The sequence below is a fragment of the Pseudomonas sp. Au-Pse12 genome (genome assembly GCF_021341665.1).
In the GTDB taxonomy this organism is placed as follows: Bacteria; Pseudomonadota; Gammaproteobacteria; order Pseudomonadales; family Pseudomonadaceae; genus Aquipseudomonas.
The window spans coordinates 551,443-568,326 of record NZ_JAJTTH010000001.1 but is presented as its reverse complement, the minus strand read 5'-3'; the positions used below and the strand labels follow the sequence as shown (position 1 = coordinate 568,326).

At 64.1% G+C, this 16,884-nt stretch carries 15 protein-coding genes; 13 read left to right on the top strand and 2 right to left on the bottom strand.

From position 1 onward, the window contains the following. Window positions 1-96: 96 nt before the first annotated feature. From paaK to nhaB, 10 genes are all read left to right on the top strand, one after another. Window positions 97-1,419 carry a phenylacetate--CoA ligase PaaK gene (gene paaK / locus LXM55_RS02495; RefSeq protein WP_233318305.1) on the top strand — a complete coding sequence of 441 codons (1,323 nt, stop codon included), beginning with the start codon at window positions 97-99 and terminating at the stop codon, window positions 1,417-1,419. A gap of 179 nt (window positions 1,420-1,598) precedes the next feature. Beyond that, window positions 1,599-2,600 (top strand): 1,2-phenylacetyl-CoA epoxidase subunit PaaA, encoded by a 1,002-nt coding sequence (gene paaA / locus LXM55_RS02490; RefSeq protein WP_233318304.1) that lies wholly within the window; start codon window positions 1,599-1,601, stop codon window positions 2,598-2,600. Between the two features lie 62 nt (window positions 2,601-2,662). Continuing rightward, the gene (gene paaB / locus LXM55_RS02485) at window positions 2,663-2,944 is read left to right on the top strand and encodes a 1,2-phenylacetyl-CoA epoxidase subunit PaaB (protein WP_233318303.1); all 282 of its coding nucleotides are present in this window, start codon (window positions 2,663-2,665) and stop codon (window positions 2,942-2,944) included. A gap of 8 nt (window positions 2,945-2,952) precedes the next feature. Continuing rightward, window positions 2,953-3,714, top strand: coding sequence for a 1,2-phenylacetyl-CoA epoxidase subunit PaaC (gene paaC / locus LXM55_RS02480; protein ID WP_233318301.1), 762 nt, complete (start codon window positions 2,953-2,955; stop codon window positions 3,712-3,714). Next, a complete protein-coding gene (paaD, locus tag LXM55_RS02475) occupies window positions 3,701-4,231 on the top strand; it encodes a 1,2-phenylacetyl-CoA epoxidase subunit PaaD (RefSeq protein ID WP_233318298.1) in 531 nt (176 codons plus the stop codon). The genes paaC and paaD overlap by 14 nt, the downstream gene beginning before the upstream one ends. 29 nt (window positions 4,232-4,260) lie before the next feature. Beyond that, window positions 4,261-5,337, top strand: a complete 1,077-nt coding sequence (gene paaE, locus LXM55_RS02470) for a 1,2-phenylacetyl-CoA epoxidase subunit PaaE (protein WP_233318296.1) — start codon at window positions 4,261-4,263, stop codon at window positions 5,335-5,337. A gap of 125 nt (window positions 5,338-5,462) precedes the next feature. Then, a complete protein-coding gene (locus LXM55_RS02465) occupies window positions 5,463-5,771 on the top strand; it encodes a DUF485 domain-containing protein (protein ID WP_233318294.1) in 309 nt (102 codons plus the stop codon). Beyond that, window positions 5,768-7,414: a cation acetate symporter gene (locus LXM55_RS02460; protein WP_233318293.1), complete on the top strand. Its 1,647-nt coding sequence runs from the start codon at window positions 5,768-5,770 to the stop codon at window positions 7,412-7,414. Before LXM55_RS02465 ends, LXM55_RS02460 begins: the two co-directional genes overlap by 4 nt. A gap of 60 nt (window positions 7,415-7,474) precedes the next feature. Then, complete coding sequence (gene paaZ / locus LXM55_RS02455) at window positions 7,475-9,529, top strand: phenylacetic acid degradation bifunctional protein PaaZ (protein WP_233318291.1); 2,055 nt, start codon at window positions 7,475-7,477, stop codon at window positions 9,527-9,529. Window positions 9,530-9,767: 238 nt separating this feature from the next. Continuing rightward, on the top strand, window positions 9,768-11,270 hold the full coding sequence (gene nhaB, locus LXM55_RS02450; RefSeq protein WP_233318289.1) for a sodium/proton antiporter NhaB: 1,503 nt from the start codon (window positions 9,768-9,770) through the stop codon (window positions 11,268-11,270). Between the two features lie 31 nt (window positions 11,271-11,301). Here nhaB and zwf read toward each other — a convergent pair whose 3' ends face one another. Both zwf and gnd read right to left on the bottom strand, forming a co-directional pair. Next, entirely contained in the window at window positions 11,302-12,819 is a 1,518-nt protein-coding gene (gene zwf / locus LXM55_RS02445; RefSeq protein WP_233318287.1) for a glucose-6-phosphate dehydrogenase, read from the bottom strand. After that, window positions 12,816-13,796, bottom strand: coding sequence for a phosphogluconate dehydrogenase (NAD(+)-dependent, decarboxylating) (gene gnd / locus LXM55_RS02440; protein WP_233318285.1), 981 nt, complete (start codon window positions 13,794-13,796; stop codon window positions 12,816-12,818). The genes zwf and gnd overlap by 4 nt, the downstream gene beginning before the upstream one ends. Before the next feature lie 408 nt (window positions 13,797-14,204). Here gnd and LXM55_RS02435 point away from each other — a divergent pair, with 408 nt between their 5' ends. The 3 genes from LXM55_RS02435 to LXM55_RS02425 all read left to right on the top strand — a co-directional run bounded on the left by LXM55_RS02435 (window position 14,205) and on the right by LXM55_RS02425 (window position 16,848). Continuing rightward, the gene (locus tag LXM55_RS02435; protein ID WP_233318282.1) at window positions 14,205-14,381 is read left to right on the top strand and encodes a DUF6026 family protein; all 177 of its coding nucleotides are present in this window, start codon (window positions 14,205-14,207) and stop codon (window positions 14,379-14,381) included. Window positions 14,382-14,654: 273 nt separating this feature from the next. Beyond that, the gene (locus LXM55_RS02430) at window positions 14,655-16,397 is read left to right on the top strand and encodes a phosphoethanolamine transferase CptA (protein ID WP_233318280.1); all 1,743 of its coding nucleotides are present in this window, start codon (window positions 14,655-14,657) and stop codon (window positions 16,395-16,397) included. A gap of 226 nt (window positions 16,398-16,623) precedes the next feature. Beyond that, window positions 16,624-16,848 carry a hypothetical protein gene (locus LXM55_RS02425; RefSeq protein WP_233318278.1) on the top strand — a complete coding sequence of 75 codons (225 nt, stop codon included), beginning with the start codon at window positions 16,624-16,626 and terminating at the stop codon, window positions 16,846-16,848. Window positions 16,849-16,884 lie beyond the last annotated feature (36 nt).

Sequence of the window (16,884 nt, the reverse complement as noted above, 5' to 3'; positions counted from 1 at the left end):
GGAAAGACTCGCCCGGGGATCAGCCTGCGCCCCGGGGCATGCACTCAGAACCCGCCCGCGAACGGGTGACAAGACAACAACAATTCGAGTGACACCATGAACATGCCGATCGCCGTAACCGTGCCCGAACCACCGCTGGACCCGATGGAAACCGCCAGCATCGATCAGTTGCGCCAACATCAACTGGAGCGCCTGCGCTGGAGCCTGAACCACGCCTACGACAAGGTGCCGCTGTATCGCCAGCGTTTCGACCAGCTGGGCGTGCACCCCCAGGACATCAAGCGCCTGGAGGACCTCGCGCACCTGCCCTTCACCACCAAGTCCGACCTGCGAGACCACTACCCCTACGGCATGTTCGCCGTCCCCATGGACCAGGTGGTGCGCCTGCACGCCTCCAGCGGCACCACCGGCAAGCCGACGGTGGTCGGCTACACCCGCAACGACATCGACACCTGGGCCCAGGTGGTGGCGCGCTCGATCCGCGCCGGCGGCGGCCGCCCCGGAGACAAGGTGCATATCTCCTACGGCTACGGCCTGTTCACCGGTGGCCTGGGCGCGCACTACGGCGCCGAGCGCCTGGGTTGCACGGTGATCCCCATGTCCGGCGGCCAGACCGAGAAGCAGGTGCAGCTGATCAAGGATTTCCAGCCGGACATCATCATGGTCACCCCGTCCTACATGCTCAACATTGCCGACGAGATCGAACGCCAGGGCCTCGACCCGCACAAGCTGGCCTTGCGCCTGGGGATCTTCGGCGCCGAACCCTGGACCCAGGAGCTGCGCAGCGCCATCGAGCAACGCCTGGGCATCAGCGCCCTGGACATCTACGGGCTGTCGGAGATCATCGGCCCCGGGGTAGCCATGGAATGCGCGCAAACCCGCGACGGCCCGACCCTCTGGGAGGACCACTTCTACCCGGAGATCATCGACCCGGTCACCGGCCAGGTGCTGGCCGACGGCGAAATGGGCGAACTGGTGCTCACCTCCCTGACCAAGGAGGCACTGCCGATGATCCGCTATCGCACCCGCGACCTGACCCGCCTGCTACCGGGCACGGCACGCCCCATGCGGCGCATCGACAAGATCACCGGGCGCAGCGACGACATGCTGATCATCCGCGGGGTCAACGTGTTTCCCACCCAGGTCGAGGAGCAAGTGCTCAAGGTCGGGCAACTGGCTCCCTGCTACGAAATCCACCTGTATCGCCACGGCAATCTCGACAGCGTCGACATCCACGTCGAGCTCAAGCAGGAGTACCTGCAACTGGGTGACGAGCAACAGCGGGCCATCTGCGGCGACCTTAGCCGCCACATAAAGACCCATATCGGCATCAGTTCACGTATCGTTTTGCAGCCTGCCTTCAGCATCAAGCGCTCCGAAGGCAAGGCCTGCCGAGTGATAGACAACCGCCGCCCGTAACCCGGGCCATTTTTCCAGCCCCGCACACGCGGGGCTTTTTTTTGCCCCGGCGAAGGCTCTGGCCAGCGATCCGATACAGAAACAAATTACGACACGTTATTTTGTGTTTGATATTTATTTGTGTATCACATATAAACATTGCCATGCCTAGCCACACCTTGAATCGGGGGAAACACCGCATGTACGCACAGCTGGTAGAAACGGGGGTCAAGCGCATCAAGCCGCTCGCCGAGATGTCCGAGCAGGAACGCAGCTTCCAGGAAAAGATCGATGGCGAAATCAAGATCGAGGCCAAGAACTGGATGCCCGAGGCCTACCGCCAGACGTTGATCCGGCAGATCTCCCAGCACGCCCATTCGGAAATCGTCGGCATGCTGCCCGAGGGCAACTGGGTCACTCGCGCCCCGACCCTCAAGCGCAAACTGCAACTGATGGCCAAGATCCAGGATGAGGCCGGCCACGGCCTGTACCTGTACAGCGCGATGGAAACCCTGGGCGCCGATCGCGACGAGGAAGTCGCCAAGCTGCACAGCGGCAAGGCCAAGTATTCGAGCATCTTCAACTACCCGACCCTGAACTGGGCCGACATGGGGGCCGTCGGCTGGCTGGTGGACGGTGCCGCCATCGTCAACCAGGTGGTGCTGCAACGCACCTCCTACGGTCCCTACTCCCGGGCCATGGTGCGCATCTGCAAGGAAGAGAGCTTCCACCAGCGCCAGGGCTACGAAATCCTCCTGACGATGATGCGCGAGGGCAACCAGGCGCAGCGCGAGATGGTCCAGGACGCCATCAATCGTCTCTGGTGGCCGGCGCTGATGATGTTTGGCCCCAGCGACGAACACTCGCCCAACAGCGCCCAGTCCATGGCCTGGAAGATCAAGCGCCAGAGCAACGACGAACTGCGCCAGCGCTTCATCGACCAGACCATCCCGCAACTGCAACTGCTGGGCTGCACCTGCCCCGACCCGGACCTGAAGTGGAACGCCGAGCGCGGTCATTACGACTTTGGCGAGATCCAGTGGGACGAATTCTACGAAGTGCTCAGGGGTAACGGCCCGTGCAACCAGGAACGCCTGGATACCCGCCGCCAGGCCATGGCGGACGGCGCCTGGGTGCGCGCCGCCGCGGTGGCCCACGCCGCCAAGAAAGCCGCCAGGAAAACCCGCAGCAACGCCGCCTGAGAACGCCCGGCCGCTTGCCCCCAGAGGCAACGGCCCTCCAGCCCTGATGTGGAGTCAATGCAATGTCTGAATGGACCCTTTACGAAGTCTTCGTGCGCAGCAAGCACGGCCTCAACCACAAGCATGTTGGCAGCGTGCATGCCGCCGACGATGAAATGGCCATCGCCAACGCCCGCGACCTCTACACCCGGCGCAGCGAAGGCGTGAGCCTGTGGGTGGTGCCCTCGGCGCAGATCGTCGCCTCCTCCCCTGATGACAAGGAGCCGCTGTTCGACCCGGCCGACGACAAAGTCTACCGGCACGCCAGCTTCTACCAGCTGCCCCCTGAAGTCGGACATATGTGAGGCCTGCCATGAACCCTGCGAACGATCTGCTCGACCACCTGCTGCGCCTGGGCGACAGCGCCCTGGTCCAGGGCCAGCGCCTGTGCGAATGGTGCGGCCGGGCGCCGGCCCTGGAAGAAGAGCTGGCGCTGATGAACGTCGGCCTCGACCTGGTGGGCCAGGCCCGCAACTGGCTGGACTATGCCGCCGAACGGCTGGCCGACGGCCGGGACGCCGACCACCTGGCGTTCCGTCGCGACGAGCGTGCCTACCGCAACCTGCTGCTGGTGGAACAGCCCAATGGCGATTTCGCGGTGACCATGCTCAAGCAGTTCTTCTATGACGCCTGGCACCTGGAAACCCTCAAGGGCCTGTGCCAGTCCAGCGACCCGCGCCTTGCCGGGATCGCCGCCAAGGCGCTCAAGGAGGTCACCTATCACCTGCGCCGTTCCAGCGAATGGGTCGAACGCCTGGGGGATGGCACCGAGGAAAGCCACCAGCGCATGCTCCTGGCCATCCCACGGCTGTGGCGCTTTACCCGAGAGCTGACAGCCCCTGATGCCGCCGAAAGCCGCTTGCACCAGGCTGGGCTGCTGGCTGATCCGGCGCAGGTCGCCGATGCCTGGCAGGCCACGGTGGCGACGGTATTCAGCCACGCCACCCTGCCCCTGCCCGAGGCGCCAAGCCACTTCTACCTGGATGCGCGAAAAGGCCTGCACACCGAACACCTGGGCCTGCTGTTGGCGCAGATGCAATCACTGCCGCGAGCTTATCCCGATGCGGTCTGGTGAGCTGATCGGCAGCGACCTGGGGGCACGCGACCCGCTGCCCGGGGACCTGGACACCGCCTGGGCCACCCTCGATCGGGTCATGGACCCGGAAGTGCCAGTGGTCAGCGTGCTCGACCTGGGTATCGTGCGCCACCTCGACTGGCAACAGGGGCACCTGCAGGTGGCGGTCACGCCGACCTACTCCGGCTGCCCGGCCACCGAAGTGATCGAGAACGATATTCGCCAAGCCCTGGAACAGGCCGGCTTCAAGGCCCCCAGGCTGCTGCGCCAGCTGACCCCGGCCTGGACCACCGACTGGATCACCGAGCGCGGTCGCCAGCGCCTGCGGGACTACGGCATTGCTCCGCCCTCGGGCAGCAGCAAGCGCAGCCTGCTGGGAGAGACGCCGCAGGTGCTCTGCCCGCAATGCGGCAGCGCCCACAGCGAACGCCTCAGCGAGTTCGGTTCCACCGCCTGCAAAGCCCTGTATCGCTGCCGCGACTGCCTGGAACCCTTCGACTACTTCAAGTGCATCTGAGCGGCCCGCCGCCGCAGTGGAGAACCACCATGAGCCAGTTCCACCGCCTGACCATCAGGGACCTGCGCAACGAAACCCGCGACGCGGTATCCATCGCCTTCGAGGTGCCCGCGCACCTGCAACAGCAGTTTCACTTCACCCAGGGCCAGCACCTGGTCCTGCGCACCCAGCTTGAGGGCGAAGAAGTGCGCCGCTCGTACTCCATTTGCGCCGGCGTCAACGACGGCGAACTGCGGATTGCGGTAAAACGCGTGGCCGGCGGGCTGTTTTCCGCCTTCGCCAATGAACGGCTGCAGCCCGGCCACAGCCTGGACGTGATGCCCCCTGCCGGACGCTTCCATGTGCCGCTGGACCCGGCGCGCCGTGGCCGCTACCTGGCGGTGGCGGCCGGCAGCGGCATTACGCCGATCCTGTCGATCATCAAGAGCACCCTGGAAACCGAACCGCTGAGCCAGGTCACCCTGCTCTACGGCAACCGTTCGAGTAACTCGGCGCTGTTTCGCGAACAGCTCGAAGACCTGAAGAACCGCTACCTGCAGCGCCTCAACCTGATGTTCGTGTTCAGCCGTGAACAACAGGACATCGACCTGTACAACGGGCACATCGACCAGGACAAGTGCCAGCAGCTGTTTTCCCGCTGGCTCGACGTCACGCAGCTCGACGCCGCGTTTATCTGCGGGCCTCAGGCCATGACCGAGACCGTGCGCGACAGCCTCAAGGCGGCGGGAATGAACGCCGAGCGCATCCACTTCGAGCTGTTCCACGCCAGCAGCGACGGGCACAAGCGCCAGGCCCGCGAAACCGCGCGCACGCTGGACGCCCAGCACAGCCGGGTCACCGTGATCAACGATGGCCGCGCCCTGGCCTTCGACCTGCCACGCAACAGCCTGAGCATTCTTGATGCCGGCAACGCCCAGGGCGCCGAACTGCCTTACTCGTGCAAGGCCGGCGTCTGCTCCACCTGCAAATGCAAGGTCATCGAGGGCGAAGTGGAAATGGACAGCAACCACGCCCTGGAAGACTACGAAGTGGCCGCCGGCTATGTGCTGTCCTGCCAGTCGTTCCCGCTCAGCGACAAGGTGGTGCTGGACTTCGACCAGCTCTGAAATCCGCCGCGTACGCCGGTAGCCGCCTGTAGCCGCTGCCGAGCCATAGCGAAGCGGCGACAAGGCGCACAGCGCCTTCAAGGCACCCCCACATCTCCACAACAACAAAAACAAGAGAAAACGCCATGACCCCACAACAGCTAGACCACATCATCCACCACCCGGATTTCATCCAGCTGGTGCGGCGCAAGCAGCGCCTCTACTGGTCACTGACCCTGATCATGCTCCTGGCCTACTACGGCTTCGTGCTGTTGGTGGCCTTCCACCCCACGCTGTTGGGCCGCTCACTGTCCGGCGGGGTCACCAGCGTCGGCATGCCGGTGGGCGTGGCGATGATTTTCCTGGCTTTTGCCCTCACCGGCTTCTATGTCTATCGCAGCAACCGCCTGCTGGACCCGCTGAACGACAAGCTCAAGCGCGAGTGCCAGCCATGAAGCGCCTGCTCGGTTTATTCCTGCTGCCCTGCCTGCTGGCCACCGACCTCGCCCTGGCCGCCGATGCCCCGGCGCGCCCGCTGAACTGGAACGCCATCGGCATGTTCCTGGTGTTTGTCCTGATGACCCTCGGGATCACCCGCTGGGCCGCCCAGCGCACTCGCTCAGCCAGTGACTTCTACACCGCCGGCGGCGGCATGACGGGCATGCAGAACGGCCTGGCGATTGCCGGCGACATGATTTCCGCGGCGTCCTTCCTCGGCATCTCGGCAATGATGTTCCTCAACGGCTACGACGGCCTGCTGTATGCCCTTGGGGTGCTGGCCGGCTGGCCGATCATCCTGTTCCTGATCGCCGAACGCTTGCGCAACCTTGGCAAGTACACCTTCGCCGACGTGGTTTCCTACCGCCTGGCGCAAACGCCGGTCCGCCTGACCTCAGCCTTTGGCACCCTGACCGTGGCGTTGATGTACCTGGTGGCGCAGATGGTCGGGGCCGGCAAGCTGATCGAGCTGCTGTTCGGCATCAGCTACCTCTATGCGGTGATGCTGGTGGGCCTGCTGATGGTCTGCTATGTCACCTTCGGCGGCATGCTGGCCACCACCTGGGTGCAGATCATCAAGGCGGTGATGCTGCTTTCGGGCACCAGCTTCATGGCCTTCATGGTGCTCAAGCACTTCGGCTTCAGCACTGAGGCACTGTTCGCCCAGGCCAGCGCGGTGCACGCCAAAGGCAGCTCGATCATGGCCCCGGGCGGGCTGCTGTCGAACCCCATCGACGCCATTTCCCTGGGGTTGGGGATGATGTTCGGCACCGCCGGGCTGCCGCATATCCTCATGCGCTTCTTCACCGTCAGCGACGCCCGGGAAGCGCGCAAGAGCGTGTTCTACGCCACCGGGTTCATTGGCTACTTCTACCTGCTGCTGATCATTGTCGGCTTCGGCGCCATCGTCATGGTCGGCACCGAGCCCGACTACCGCGATGCCAGCGGCGCGATCATCGGCGGCGCCAACATGATCGCCGTGCACCTGGCCCAGGCGGTGGGCGGCAACCTGTTCCTGGGCTTCATCTCGGCGGTGGCCTTCGCCACCATTCTCGCCGTGGTGGCCGGGCTGGCGCTGTCCGGTGCCTCGGCGGTGTCCCACGATCTGTATGCCTGCGTGATGCGCAAGGGCCAGGCCAGCACCCTTCAGGAAATGCGCGTCTCGCGGATCGCCACCCTGTGCATCGGCGTGCTGGCGGTGCTGCTGGGGCTGTTGTTCGAATCGCAGAACATCGCCTTTCTCTCGGGGCTGGTACTGGCGATCGCTGCTTCGGTGAATTTCCCGGTGCTGTTTCTTTCCATGTTCTGGAAAGGCCTGACCACCCGTGGCGCCGTGGGTGGCAGCCTGGCCGGCCTGCTGTCGGCGGTCGTCTTGCTGATTCTCAGCCCGGCGGTCTGGGTCAATGTGCTGCATCACCCCGAGGCGCTGTTCCCCTACGCCAACCCGGCGTTGTTCTCCATGAGCCTGGCGTTCTTCTGCGCCTGGGCCTTTTCCGTCAGCGACCGCTCGCCCCGGGCCGAACTGGAGCGCGGACGCTACCTGGCGCAGTTCATTCGCTCCATGACCGGCATTGGTGCGTCCAGCGCCAGTCAGCATTGACTCACCCCACGAGCGCGGGCGACCGCGCTCGACCTCAACTCATTTACCGGAGGAATCCCCATGCCACAGGCTCCCATCCTGCAAAGCTTTATCGCCGGCCGCTGGCTCGGCCAGCATCCGGCCCAATCACTGCGCAGCGCCATCGACGGCCATGAAGTAGCGCGCACCCACGAAGAGCCGACGGACTTCGCCGAGGCCCTGGCCTTTGGTCGCCAGCAAGGCGGCAAGGCCCTGCTGGCCCTGGACTTCCAGCAACGGGCCCAGCGCCTCAAGGCCCTGGCGCTGTACCTGGCCGAACGCAAGGAACAGCTCTATGCCCTGTCCCATCACAGCGGCGCGACCCGGGCCGACAGCTGGATCGACATCGAGGGCGGCAACAGCACCCTGTTCAGCTACGCCGGCCTCGGCGCCCGGGAATTACCCTCGGGCAACCTGCTGCATGAAGGCCCGGCGCAGTCCCTGAGCAAGCTGGGCAGCTTCGCCGGCAGCCACATCCTCGTGCCCCGGGGTGGCGTGGCGGTGCACATCAACGCGTTCAACTTCCCGATCTGGGGCATGCTGGAAAAGTTCGCCCCGTGCTTCCTGGCCGGCATGCCGTGCATCGTCAAGCCCGCCAGCGCCACCAGTTACCTGACCGAAGCCGCGGTGCGCCTGATGCAGGTATCCGGGCTGCTGCCCGAAGGCAGCCTGCAACTGGTGATAGGTAGCACCGGCGACCTGCTGGACCGCCTGCAGGGCCAGGACCTGGTGACCTTCACCGGCTCTGCCGGCACGGCCGGCAAGCTGCGGGCCAACTCCAACCTGATCCGCCACTCGGTGCCGTTCAATGCCGAGGCCGACTCGCTGAACTGCGCGATCCTGGCCCCGGACGTGAGCCCGGACGACGAGGAGTTCGAGCTGTTCATCAAGGAAGTGGCCCGGGAAATGACGGTCAAGGCCGGGCAGAAATGCACCGCTATCCGCCGCGCCATCGTCCCCGCCAAGCAGCTGGATGCGGTGGCCAGCCGCCTGCAAGAACGCCTGTCAAAGGTGGTGGTGGGCGACCCGTCGGTGGAAGGCGTGCGCATGGGCGCCCTGGCCTCCCATGAACAACAGCGGGACGTGGCCGAGCGCCTGGAGAGCCTGTTGCACAGCTGCGACCTGCTGTTCGGCGCCCGGGACGGCTTCGAGCCCCGGGGCGACAACGTCAGCCAGGGCGCATTCTTCGCTCCGACCCTGCTGCTGGCGCGCGACCCCCTGGCCGAGGGCGGCGCCCACGATATCGAGGCCTTTGGCCCGGTCAGCACCCTGATGGCCTACGACGACCTGGACCAGGCGCTGGAACTGGCCGCCCGCGGCAAGGGCAGCCTGGTGGCCAGCCTGGTGACCCGGGACCCGGCGATTGCCGCGCAGGTCACTCCCCGGGCGGCGGCCTGGCACGGTCGCCTGCTGGTGCTGGACCGCGAGTGTGCCGCCGAATCCACCGGCCACGGCTCGCCGCTGCCGCAACTCAAGCACGGCGGTCCGGGCCGCGCCGGCGGCGGTGAAGAGCTGGGTGGCCTGCGGGCGGTCAAGCATTACCTGCAACGGGCGGCGATCCAGGGCTCGCCGAGCATGCTGGCGGCGGTGACCGGTGAATACGTGCGCGGCGCCAAGGTGATCGAGACCGAGGTCCACCCCTTCCGCCGCCATTTCCAGGACCTGCGGATCGGCGAGTCGCTGTTGACCCACCGGCGCACCGTGACCGAGGCCGATCTGGTGAACTTCGGTTGCCTGTCGGGCGACCACTTCTACATGCACTTCGACGAGATTGCCGCGAAGGCGTCGCAGTTCGGCAAGCGCATCGCCCACGGTTACTTTGTGCTGTCGGCGGCGGCCGGGCTGTTCGTCTCCCCGGGCCCCGGCCCGGTGCTGGCCAACTATGGCCTGGACACCCTGCGCTTCATTGCCCCGGTGGGCATTGGCGACACCCTGCAAGCGCGCCTGACCTGCAAGCGCAAGATCGACCAGGGCAAACACAGCCCCCAGGGCACCCCGCAGGGCGTGGTGGCCTGGGACGTGGAGGTCAGCAACCAGCTGGGTGAAGTGGTTGCCAGTTACGACATCCTGACCCTGGTAGCCAAGCGCTCCGACTGAAACCCGTCCCCATGTAGGTGCTGGCTGGCCAGCGCAGGCGCCCCTGAACACTGCGCAAGGCCTGAGGGCCTCTTCGCCGGCCAGCCGGCTCCTGCATAGACTCCTTACACAGACTCCTACACAGGTTCGTGGCAGATCGCTTGGTGGGGGGGAAGATTGTCGCAAAAGATTTCATCAATTCTTGATTCTCAATTCGCCATGCGGCAAGTTGCGCGCTTCTCACTACTAGGAGCAGCCCATGTCCGGCTCAATGGCCCAGGCGTTCGCCCATAATTTTCTCGGCCAATCACCGCGCTGGTACAAGGCAAGCATTGTCGCGTTCCTGCTGCTCAATCCGCTGCTGTTCTTTGCGGTCAGCCCGGCCGCGGCCGGCTGGTGCCTGGTCATCGAGTTCATCTTCACCCTGGCCATGGCCCTCAAGTGCTACCCCTTGATGCCCGGCGGCCTGCTGCTGGTGGAAGCCTTGCTGCTGGGCATGGCCACGCCCCAGGCGCTGTACGACGAACTGGTGCACAACTTCCCGGTGATCCTGCTGCTGATGTTCATGGTGGCGGGCATCTATTTCATGAAGGAATTGCTGCTGTACCTGTTCTCCCGGCTGCTGCTGGGCGTGCGCTCCAAGGCGCTGCTGGGGTTGATGTTCTGCTTTCTTTCAGCCTTTCTCTCGGCCTTTCTCGATGCCCTGACCGTCACCGCCGTGATCATCAGCGCCGCGGTGGGCTTCTATTCGGTGTATCACCGGGTCGCGTCCGGCAATGACCCGCGCCAGGACAGCGCCTTTGCTGACGACCAACAGTTGCCGACCCTGCACCACGACGACCTGGAGCAGTTTCGCGCGTTCCTGCGCAGCCTGCTGATGCACGGCGCGGTGGGCACCGCCCTGGGTGGCGTTTGCACCCTGGTGGGGGAACCGCAGAACCTGCTGATCGGTCATGAAATGGGTTGGCACTTCGCCGACTTTTTCCGCAAGGTCGCGCCGGTTTCGATGCCAGTGCTGGCCGCCGGCCTGGTGACCTGCGTGCTGCTGGAGAAACTGCGCTGGTTCGGCTACGGCACCCTGTTGCCGGACAACGTGCGCCGGGTGCTGGCCAACTACGCCGCCGAGGACGATGCCCAGCGCACCTCGCGTCAGCGTGCGGCGCTGCTGGTCCAGGGGCTGGCGGCATTGATCCTGATCGTCGGCCTGGCCCTGCATGTGGCCGAGGTCGGCCTGATCGGCCTGCTGGTGATCGTGCTGATCACCGCCTTCACCGGGATCACCGACGAACATCGCCTGGGCAACGCCTTCAAGGACGCCATGCCCTTCACCGCCTTGCTGGTGGTGTTCTTCGCCGTGGTCGCGGTGATTCACCAGCAGCAGCTGTTCACCCCGCTGATCCAGTGGGTGCTGGCCCTGCCGGCGAACCAGCAGCCGGGCATGCTGTTCATCGCCAACGGCCTGCTGTCGGCCATCAGTGACAACGTGTTCGTCGCCACCATCTACATCACCGAGGTCAAGCACGCCTTCGTGTCCGGGCAGATGAGCCGCGAACACTTCGAGACCCTGGCCATCGCCATCAACACCGGCACCAACCTGCCGAGCGTGGCCACGCCCAACGGCCAGGCGGCGTTCCTGTTCCTGCTGACCTCGGCGATCGCACCGCTGGTGCGCCTGTCCTATGGACGGATGGTGTGGATGGCCCTGCCCTACACCGTGGTGATGGGCCTGCTGGGCTGGTATGCGGTGAGCTACTGGCTGTAGGGCCTGGAAATGCGGCGCGCCTGCACCGGGCTCATCCGAGCGGGCGCCACACGCGGCCATCCCGGGCCAGCAGTTCATCCCCGGCGGCCGGACCATCCACGCCCGCCGGGTAGCTCTGCAGGCTGGCGTCCTGTTGCCAGGCATCAATGAAGGGTTGCACCGCACGCCAGCCGTTCTCGATGTTGTCGGCACGCTGGAACAGCGTCTGGTCGCCGATCAGGCAGTCATAGATCAGGGTTTCGTAGCCGGTGGAAGGTTGCATCTCGAAGAAGTCGCGGTAGGCGAAACCCAGTTCGATATTGGCCATGTCCAGGCTCGGCCCGGGCTTTTTCGCCAGCAGGTCGAACCACATGCCTTCGTTGGGCTGGATCTGGATCCGCAGGTAGGTCGGCTGCAGGCGCTCGACCTCGGTATCGCGAAACTGCGCATAGGGCGCCGGCTTGAAACAGATGACGATCTCGGTGTCGCGCACACTCATGCGCTTGCCGGTGCGCAGGTAGAACGGCACGCCCACCCAGCGCCAGTTGTCGATCATCACCTTCAGCGCGACGTAGGTCTCGGTACTGCTGTCGGGCGCCACGTTGGCTTCCTCGCGGTAGCCGAGCAGGGCCTTGCCGTCCACTTCGCCGGCGCCGTACTGGCCGCGCACCGAGTTGGCGCGGGCCTCTTCCACGGACCAGGGGCGGATGGCCCCCACCACCTTGGCCTTCTCGCCACGCACGGCATCGGCGCCAAAGGCCGCGGGCGGTTCCATGGCCACCATCGCCAGCAACTGGAACAGGTGGTTGGGCACCATGTCCCGCAGGGCGCCGGTGTGTTCATAAAAGCTGCCACGGGTTTGCACCCCGACGGTTTCCGCCGCGGTGATCTGCACGTGGTCGATGTAGTGATTGTTCCAGAACGCCTCGAACAGGCTGTTGGAGAAACGGCTGACCAGAATGTTCTGCACCGTTTCCTTGCCCAGGTAATGGTCGATGCGATAGATCTGTTTCTCGCTCATGACCCTGAGCAGGCAGCTGTTCAAGGCTTGCGCGGTCTGCAGGTCGGAGCCGAAGGGTTTTTCGATCACCACCCGGCGAAAGGCCTCCGGGCCCTCCTCCAGCAACCCGGCGCTGCCCAGGCGGCGCACCACTTCACTGAAGAAGCGCGGCGCGGTGGCCAGGTAGAACACCGCGTTGCCGGTGCCGCTGGCGGCGATCTGCGCCGCCAGTTCGGTGTAGGTGGAATCGTCAAGGAAATCGCCCTGGACATAACGGATGCCCCGGGTCAGCCGGGCCCAGACGGCGGCATCCACGGCCGCCCCCTGCCCCTGCTTGTTGAGCACTTCATCGCGAAGGAAGTCTTCCAGCAAGGTGGCGAACTCGGCGTCGCTCACCGCGTTGTGGTCAACGCCGACAATCCGCAGCCCCGCATCCAGCAAACCGTCACGGCTGAGGTTGTACAGCGCCGGCATCAACAGGCGCTTGACCAGATCACCGCGGGCGCCAAACAGGAACAGCGTGGTCGGCGGCGCTGGCAACGCCTTGGACTTCTTTCGCGTCGCGGTCATTTTTTCCCGGTCTCCACGTGCCCGCCAAAGCCGAAGCGCATGGCCGACAGCAGCTTGTCACCGTAGGTGCCCTGGCCGCGCGAGCGGTAGCGGGAGAACAGCGAGTTGGACAGCACCGGCACCGGCACCGCTTGCTCCATGGCCGCTTCGATGGTCCAGCGCCCTTCGCCACTGTCGGCCACCGAGCCGGAGAAGCCCTCGAGCTTGGGATCACCGGCCAGGGCATCGGCAGTCAGGTCCAGCAGCCAGGAGGAAACCACGCTGCCGCGCCGCCAGACTTCAGCGATGTCCGCCACATTGAGGTCGAAGCGCTGGTCTTGCGGCAGGCTTTCCGAGTTCTTGGTCTTGAGGATGTCGAAGCCTTCGGCAAAGGCCTGCATCATCCCGTACTCGATACCGTTGTGGATCATCTTGACGAAGTGCCCGGAACCGGCCGGGCCAGCGTGGATGTAGCCACGCTCGGCACGATCATCCTCGGCAACCCGATCCTTGGTCCGCGCGATGGTGCCCAGGCCCGGGGCCAGGGCGGCAAAGAGCGGATCCAGGCGCAGCACTTCGGCGGCATCGCCACCGATCATCATGCAGTAGCCCCGCTCCAGGCCCCAGACGCCGCCGGAGGTGCCGACGTCGATGTACTTCAGGCCTTTTTCCGCCAGGTCACGGGCACGGCGAATGTCGTCCTTATAGTAGGTGTTGCCGCCATCGATGATCACATCGCCCGGCTCCAGCAACTGGCTGAGGGTGTCGATGGTCTCTTCGGTGGGCGCACCGGCGGGCAGCATCACCCAGACCGCGCGAGGGGCTTCCAGGCCGGCCACCAGGGCTGGCAGGTCGGCGACGCCCTTGGCGCCTTCGGCGGCCAGGGTGCTGACGAAATCGGTATTGCGGTCAAAGACTACGGTCTCGTGCCCATTGAGCATCAGGCGCCGTGCAATGTTGCCGCCCATGCGGCCCAGTCCAATAATCCCCAGTTGCATGTGCTGATGCTCCTACTGCAAAAATTCAAATCAAAAAAGTTATAGCCCAGTGGGCCGGGTCAGAATCCCGAGGGGCGCAACTATACAAGGCAAGAAGCCCCAAGACAGCGCAATCTTTAAGTCGATTCCGAGTTTTTAGCGCTAACGGCGTGCAACTCGCACTGCCCGCCCCTACCCGTTCCTCTGCCGGGCATGCCAATTAACGAAGAATTAGTCCCATGCCAGCCTGCGAAGTTTCCCGAGCCCTGGGTGGATAACGCTGCAAATCTTCGCGAAGACACAGCGACCATTGAAAATAAAAAAGTTCCCTTTGGCCGAAAAAGAAATAAAATCGCCGCCGATAGTGCTTTGCGCAAGGGATGCGGCCAGCGAAGCATAGTTGAGACACGCCATTTGCGAGGTGAAGCAATGGGCACAGTACTACCGGCACGACCCGCACAAACCCTGTACGTCACTATCCGTCGTGACGAATTGCGCCAGCTCAAAGAGCAACGCGACCAACTGCAACAGGAGCTCGCACAATTGCGCCTGCTGCTCAAAGACCAGGGCCAACCGGTACCGCCCCACCTCTCCTGCGCGGGCTGAACCTCGCCTGCTGAACGCGGGTTGCGGCCGGCGTTCAGCGTTGCACACTGTGGCCCCCTCCCTCGATCGCGCCGCTGGTCGACCAAGCGCCAGCCATCGCCAAGCCAATGCACCACCCTGGTGCAACCGACAAAACACCGACGTTACGCTGACAAACTTTTCACACTTGCCAATTGATACTCCCGGCCATTGTGGCCGTCTTGTGACAAGACGGCGCTCATTCGCGCGGCCCTTGGGGCGCGTAATGATCTTGGATTCCTGGGGGAGCGCTGAATGGCATTGTTCAAACGCAGTGATACGTCTGCGAAAGGTTTTGACTGGATGGGGCTGCTCTGGCTGTTCCTGTTCTTCTGGTATTTCTCCGGCATCACCCAACTGCTGATCCAGCTGACCGACACCTCCGGCTTCACCGGTTTCCGCCAGGCGTTCTTCATGAGCGCGATCTGGCTGGCGCCGATGCTGCTGTTCCCGGCACGCACCAAAGTCATGGCGGCGGTGATCGGCGTGGTGCTCTGGGCCTGCTCCATGGCCAGCCTGGGCTACTTCTTCGTCTATCAGCAGGAGTTCTCGCAAAGCGTCATCTTCATCATGTTCGAGTCCAACCCCTCGGAAGCGGCTGAATACCTGACTCAGTACTTTGCCTGGTGGATGGTCCTGGCGTTCCTTGCCCACACCGCCTTCGCCTTCTTCCTCTGGACCCGCCTGCGCCCGGTCTACCTGCCTCGCACCCAGGCCCTGGTGGCAGCCGCGGCGATCCTCGTGGCGATTGTCGGCTACCCGCTGGTCAAGCAGATCTCCCGCGCCGATACCCTGGCCGCCGGCCTGGAAAAATTCGAAACCCGCATCGAGCCCGCGGTGCCTTGGCAGATGCTGATTGCCTATCGCCGCTACCGCGAGCAGCTGGACGGCATGCAAGGCATGCTCGACAGCGTCAGCAAGATCCCGCCCCTGACCAACCTCAAGGACAGCATGGCCAACCAGCCGGCGACCCTGGTACTGGTGATCGGCGAATCCACCAACCGCCAGCGCATGAGCCTCTACGGCTACCCGCGCCAGACCACCCCGGAGCTGGACAAGCTCAAGGACCAACTGGCCGTGTTCAACAACGTCATCACCCCGCGCCCCTACACCATTGAGGCGCTGCAACAGGTGCTGACCTTCGCCAACGAAGAAAACCCAGACCTGTACCTCAAGAGCCCGTCGCTGGTCAGCGTGATGAAGCAGGCCGGCTACAAGACCTACTGGATCACCAACCAGCAGACCATGACCAAGCGCAACACCATGCTCACCACCTTCTCCGAGCAGGCGGACGAGCAGGTGTACCTCAACAACAACCGCAACCAGAACGCCCGCCAGTACGACGGCGACGTGCTGGAGCCGTTCTCCAAGGCCCTGGCCGACAGCGCACCGCGCAAGTTCATCGTGGTCCACCTGTTGGGCACCCACATGAGCTACCAGTACCGCTACCCGCCGAGCTTCGACAAGTTCAACGATCGCCAGGGCGTGCCGGACGGTGTGCGTGACGACCAGTTGCCCACCTACAACAGTTACGACAACGCGGTGCTGTACAACGACTTCGTGGTCTCGAACCTGATCAAGAATTACGCCAAGACCGACCCTAACGGTTTCCTGCTGTACCTCTCGGACCACGGCGAAGACGTCTTCGACTCTGCCGGCCACGACACCCTGGGGCGTAACGAAGCCCGGCCGACCGCACCGATGTACACCATTCCGTTCATGGCCTGGGCCTCGCCGAAATGGCGGGAGACCCATGACTGGAACTTTGCTTCCGACCTCAGTCGTCCTTACATGAGCTCCCAGCTGATTCACACCTGGGCGGACCTCGCGGGCCTGAGCTTCGATGAGCTGGACCGCAGCCGCAGCCTGGTGAGTGACAGCTTCAAGCCACGGCCGCTGCTGATCGGCGACCCCTACTCGCGCCAGAGCAAGCCGCTGATCGACTTCAGCCTGATGAAACCCAAGGCCCCCACCGAGGCGGCCGTCGTCCAGCAGTAAGGCCCCATCCCTGCTGTGCCCGCGCCCCGAGAACCAGATGGTCCTCGGGGCGTTTTTGTAGGTGCAAGCGCCGTTTGAAAAGCGCATTGACACATCATGTCGAAAACCTGACCGGCGCCTCAGGCTGACGTTAACCCTCACTTAATACACTTCGGTGAAACTTCCCCCATCACTTCTTGTGCAGGGATGAAACAAGTACCGAACACTCTTAAGTAGGAAACACAGCATGAAAATTTCAACTTTGGTATTAAGCGGCCTGATTCTGGCTGGTTCCAGTGCAGCCTTTGCCGAAGGCGGCGCGGAACATATGCAGCGCTTCTACGAGAACTTCCGTGTCAGTCAGCAACAGCTTCACGGTGACAAGACTGAAAACACCGCGAAAGCCGACAAGCAAAAAGCCGCCCCCAACTATTCCGCTTCGGACGCCAAGCAACAACAGCCCGACGCTTGATATCGACTTAAAGCAATACCCACTCTGGGCAAGCCG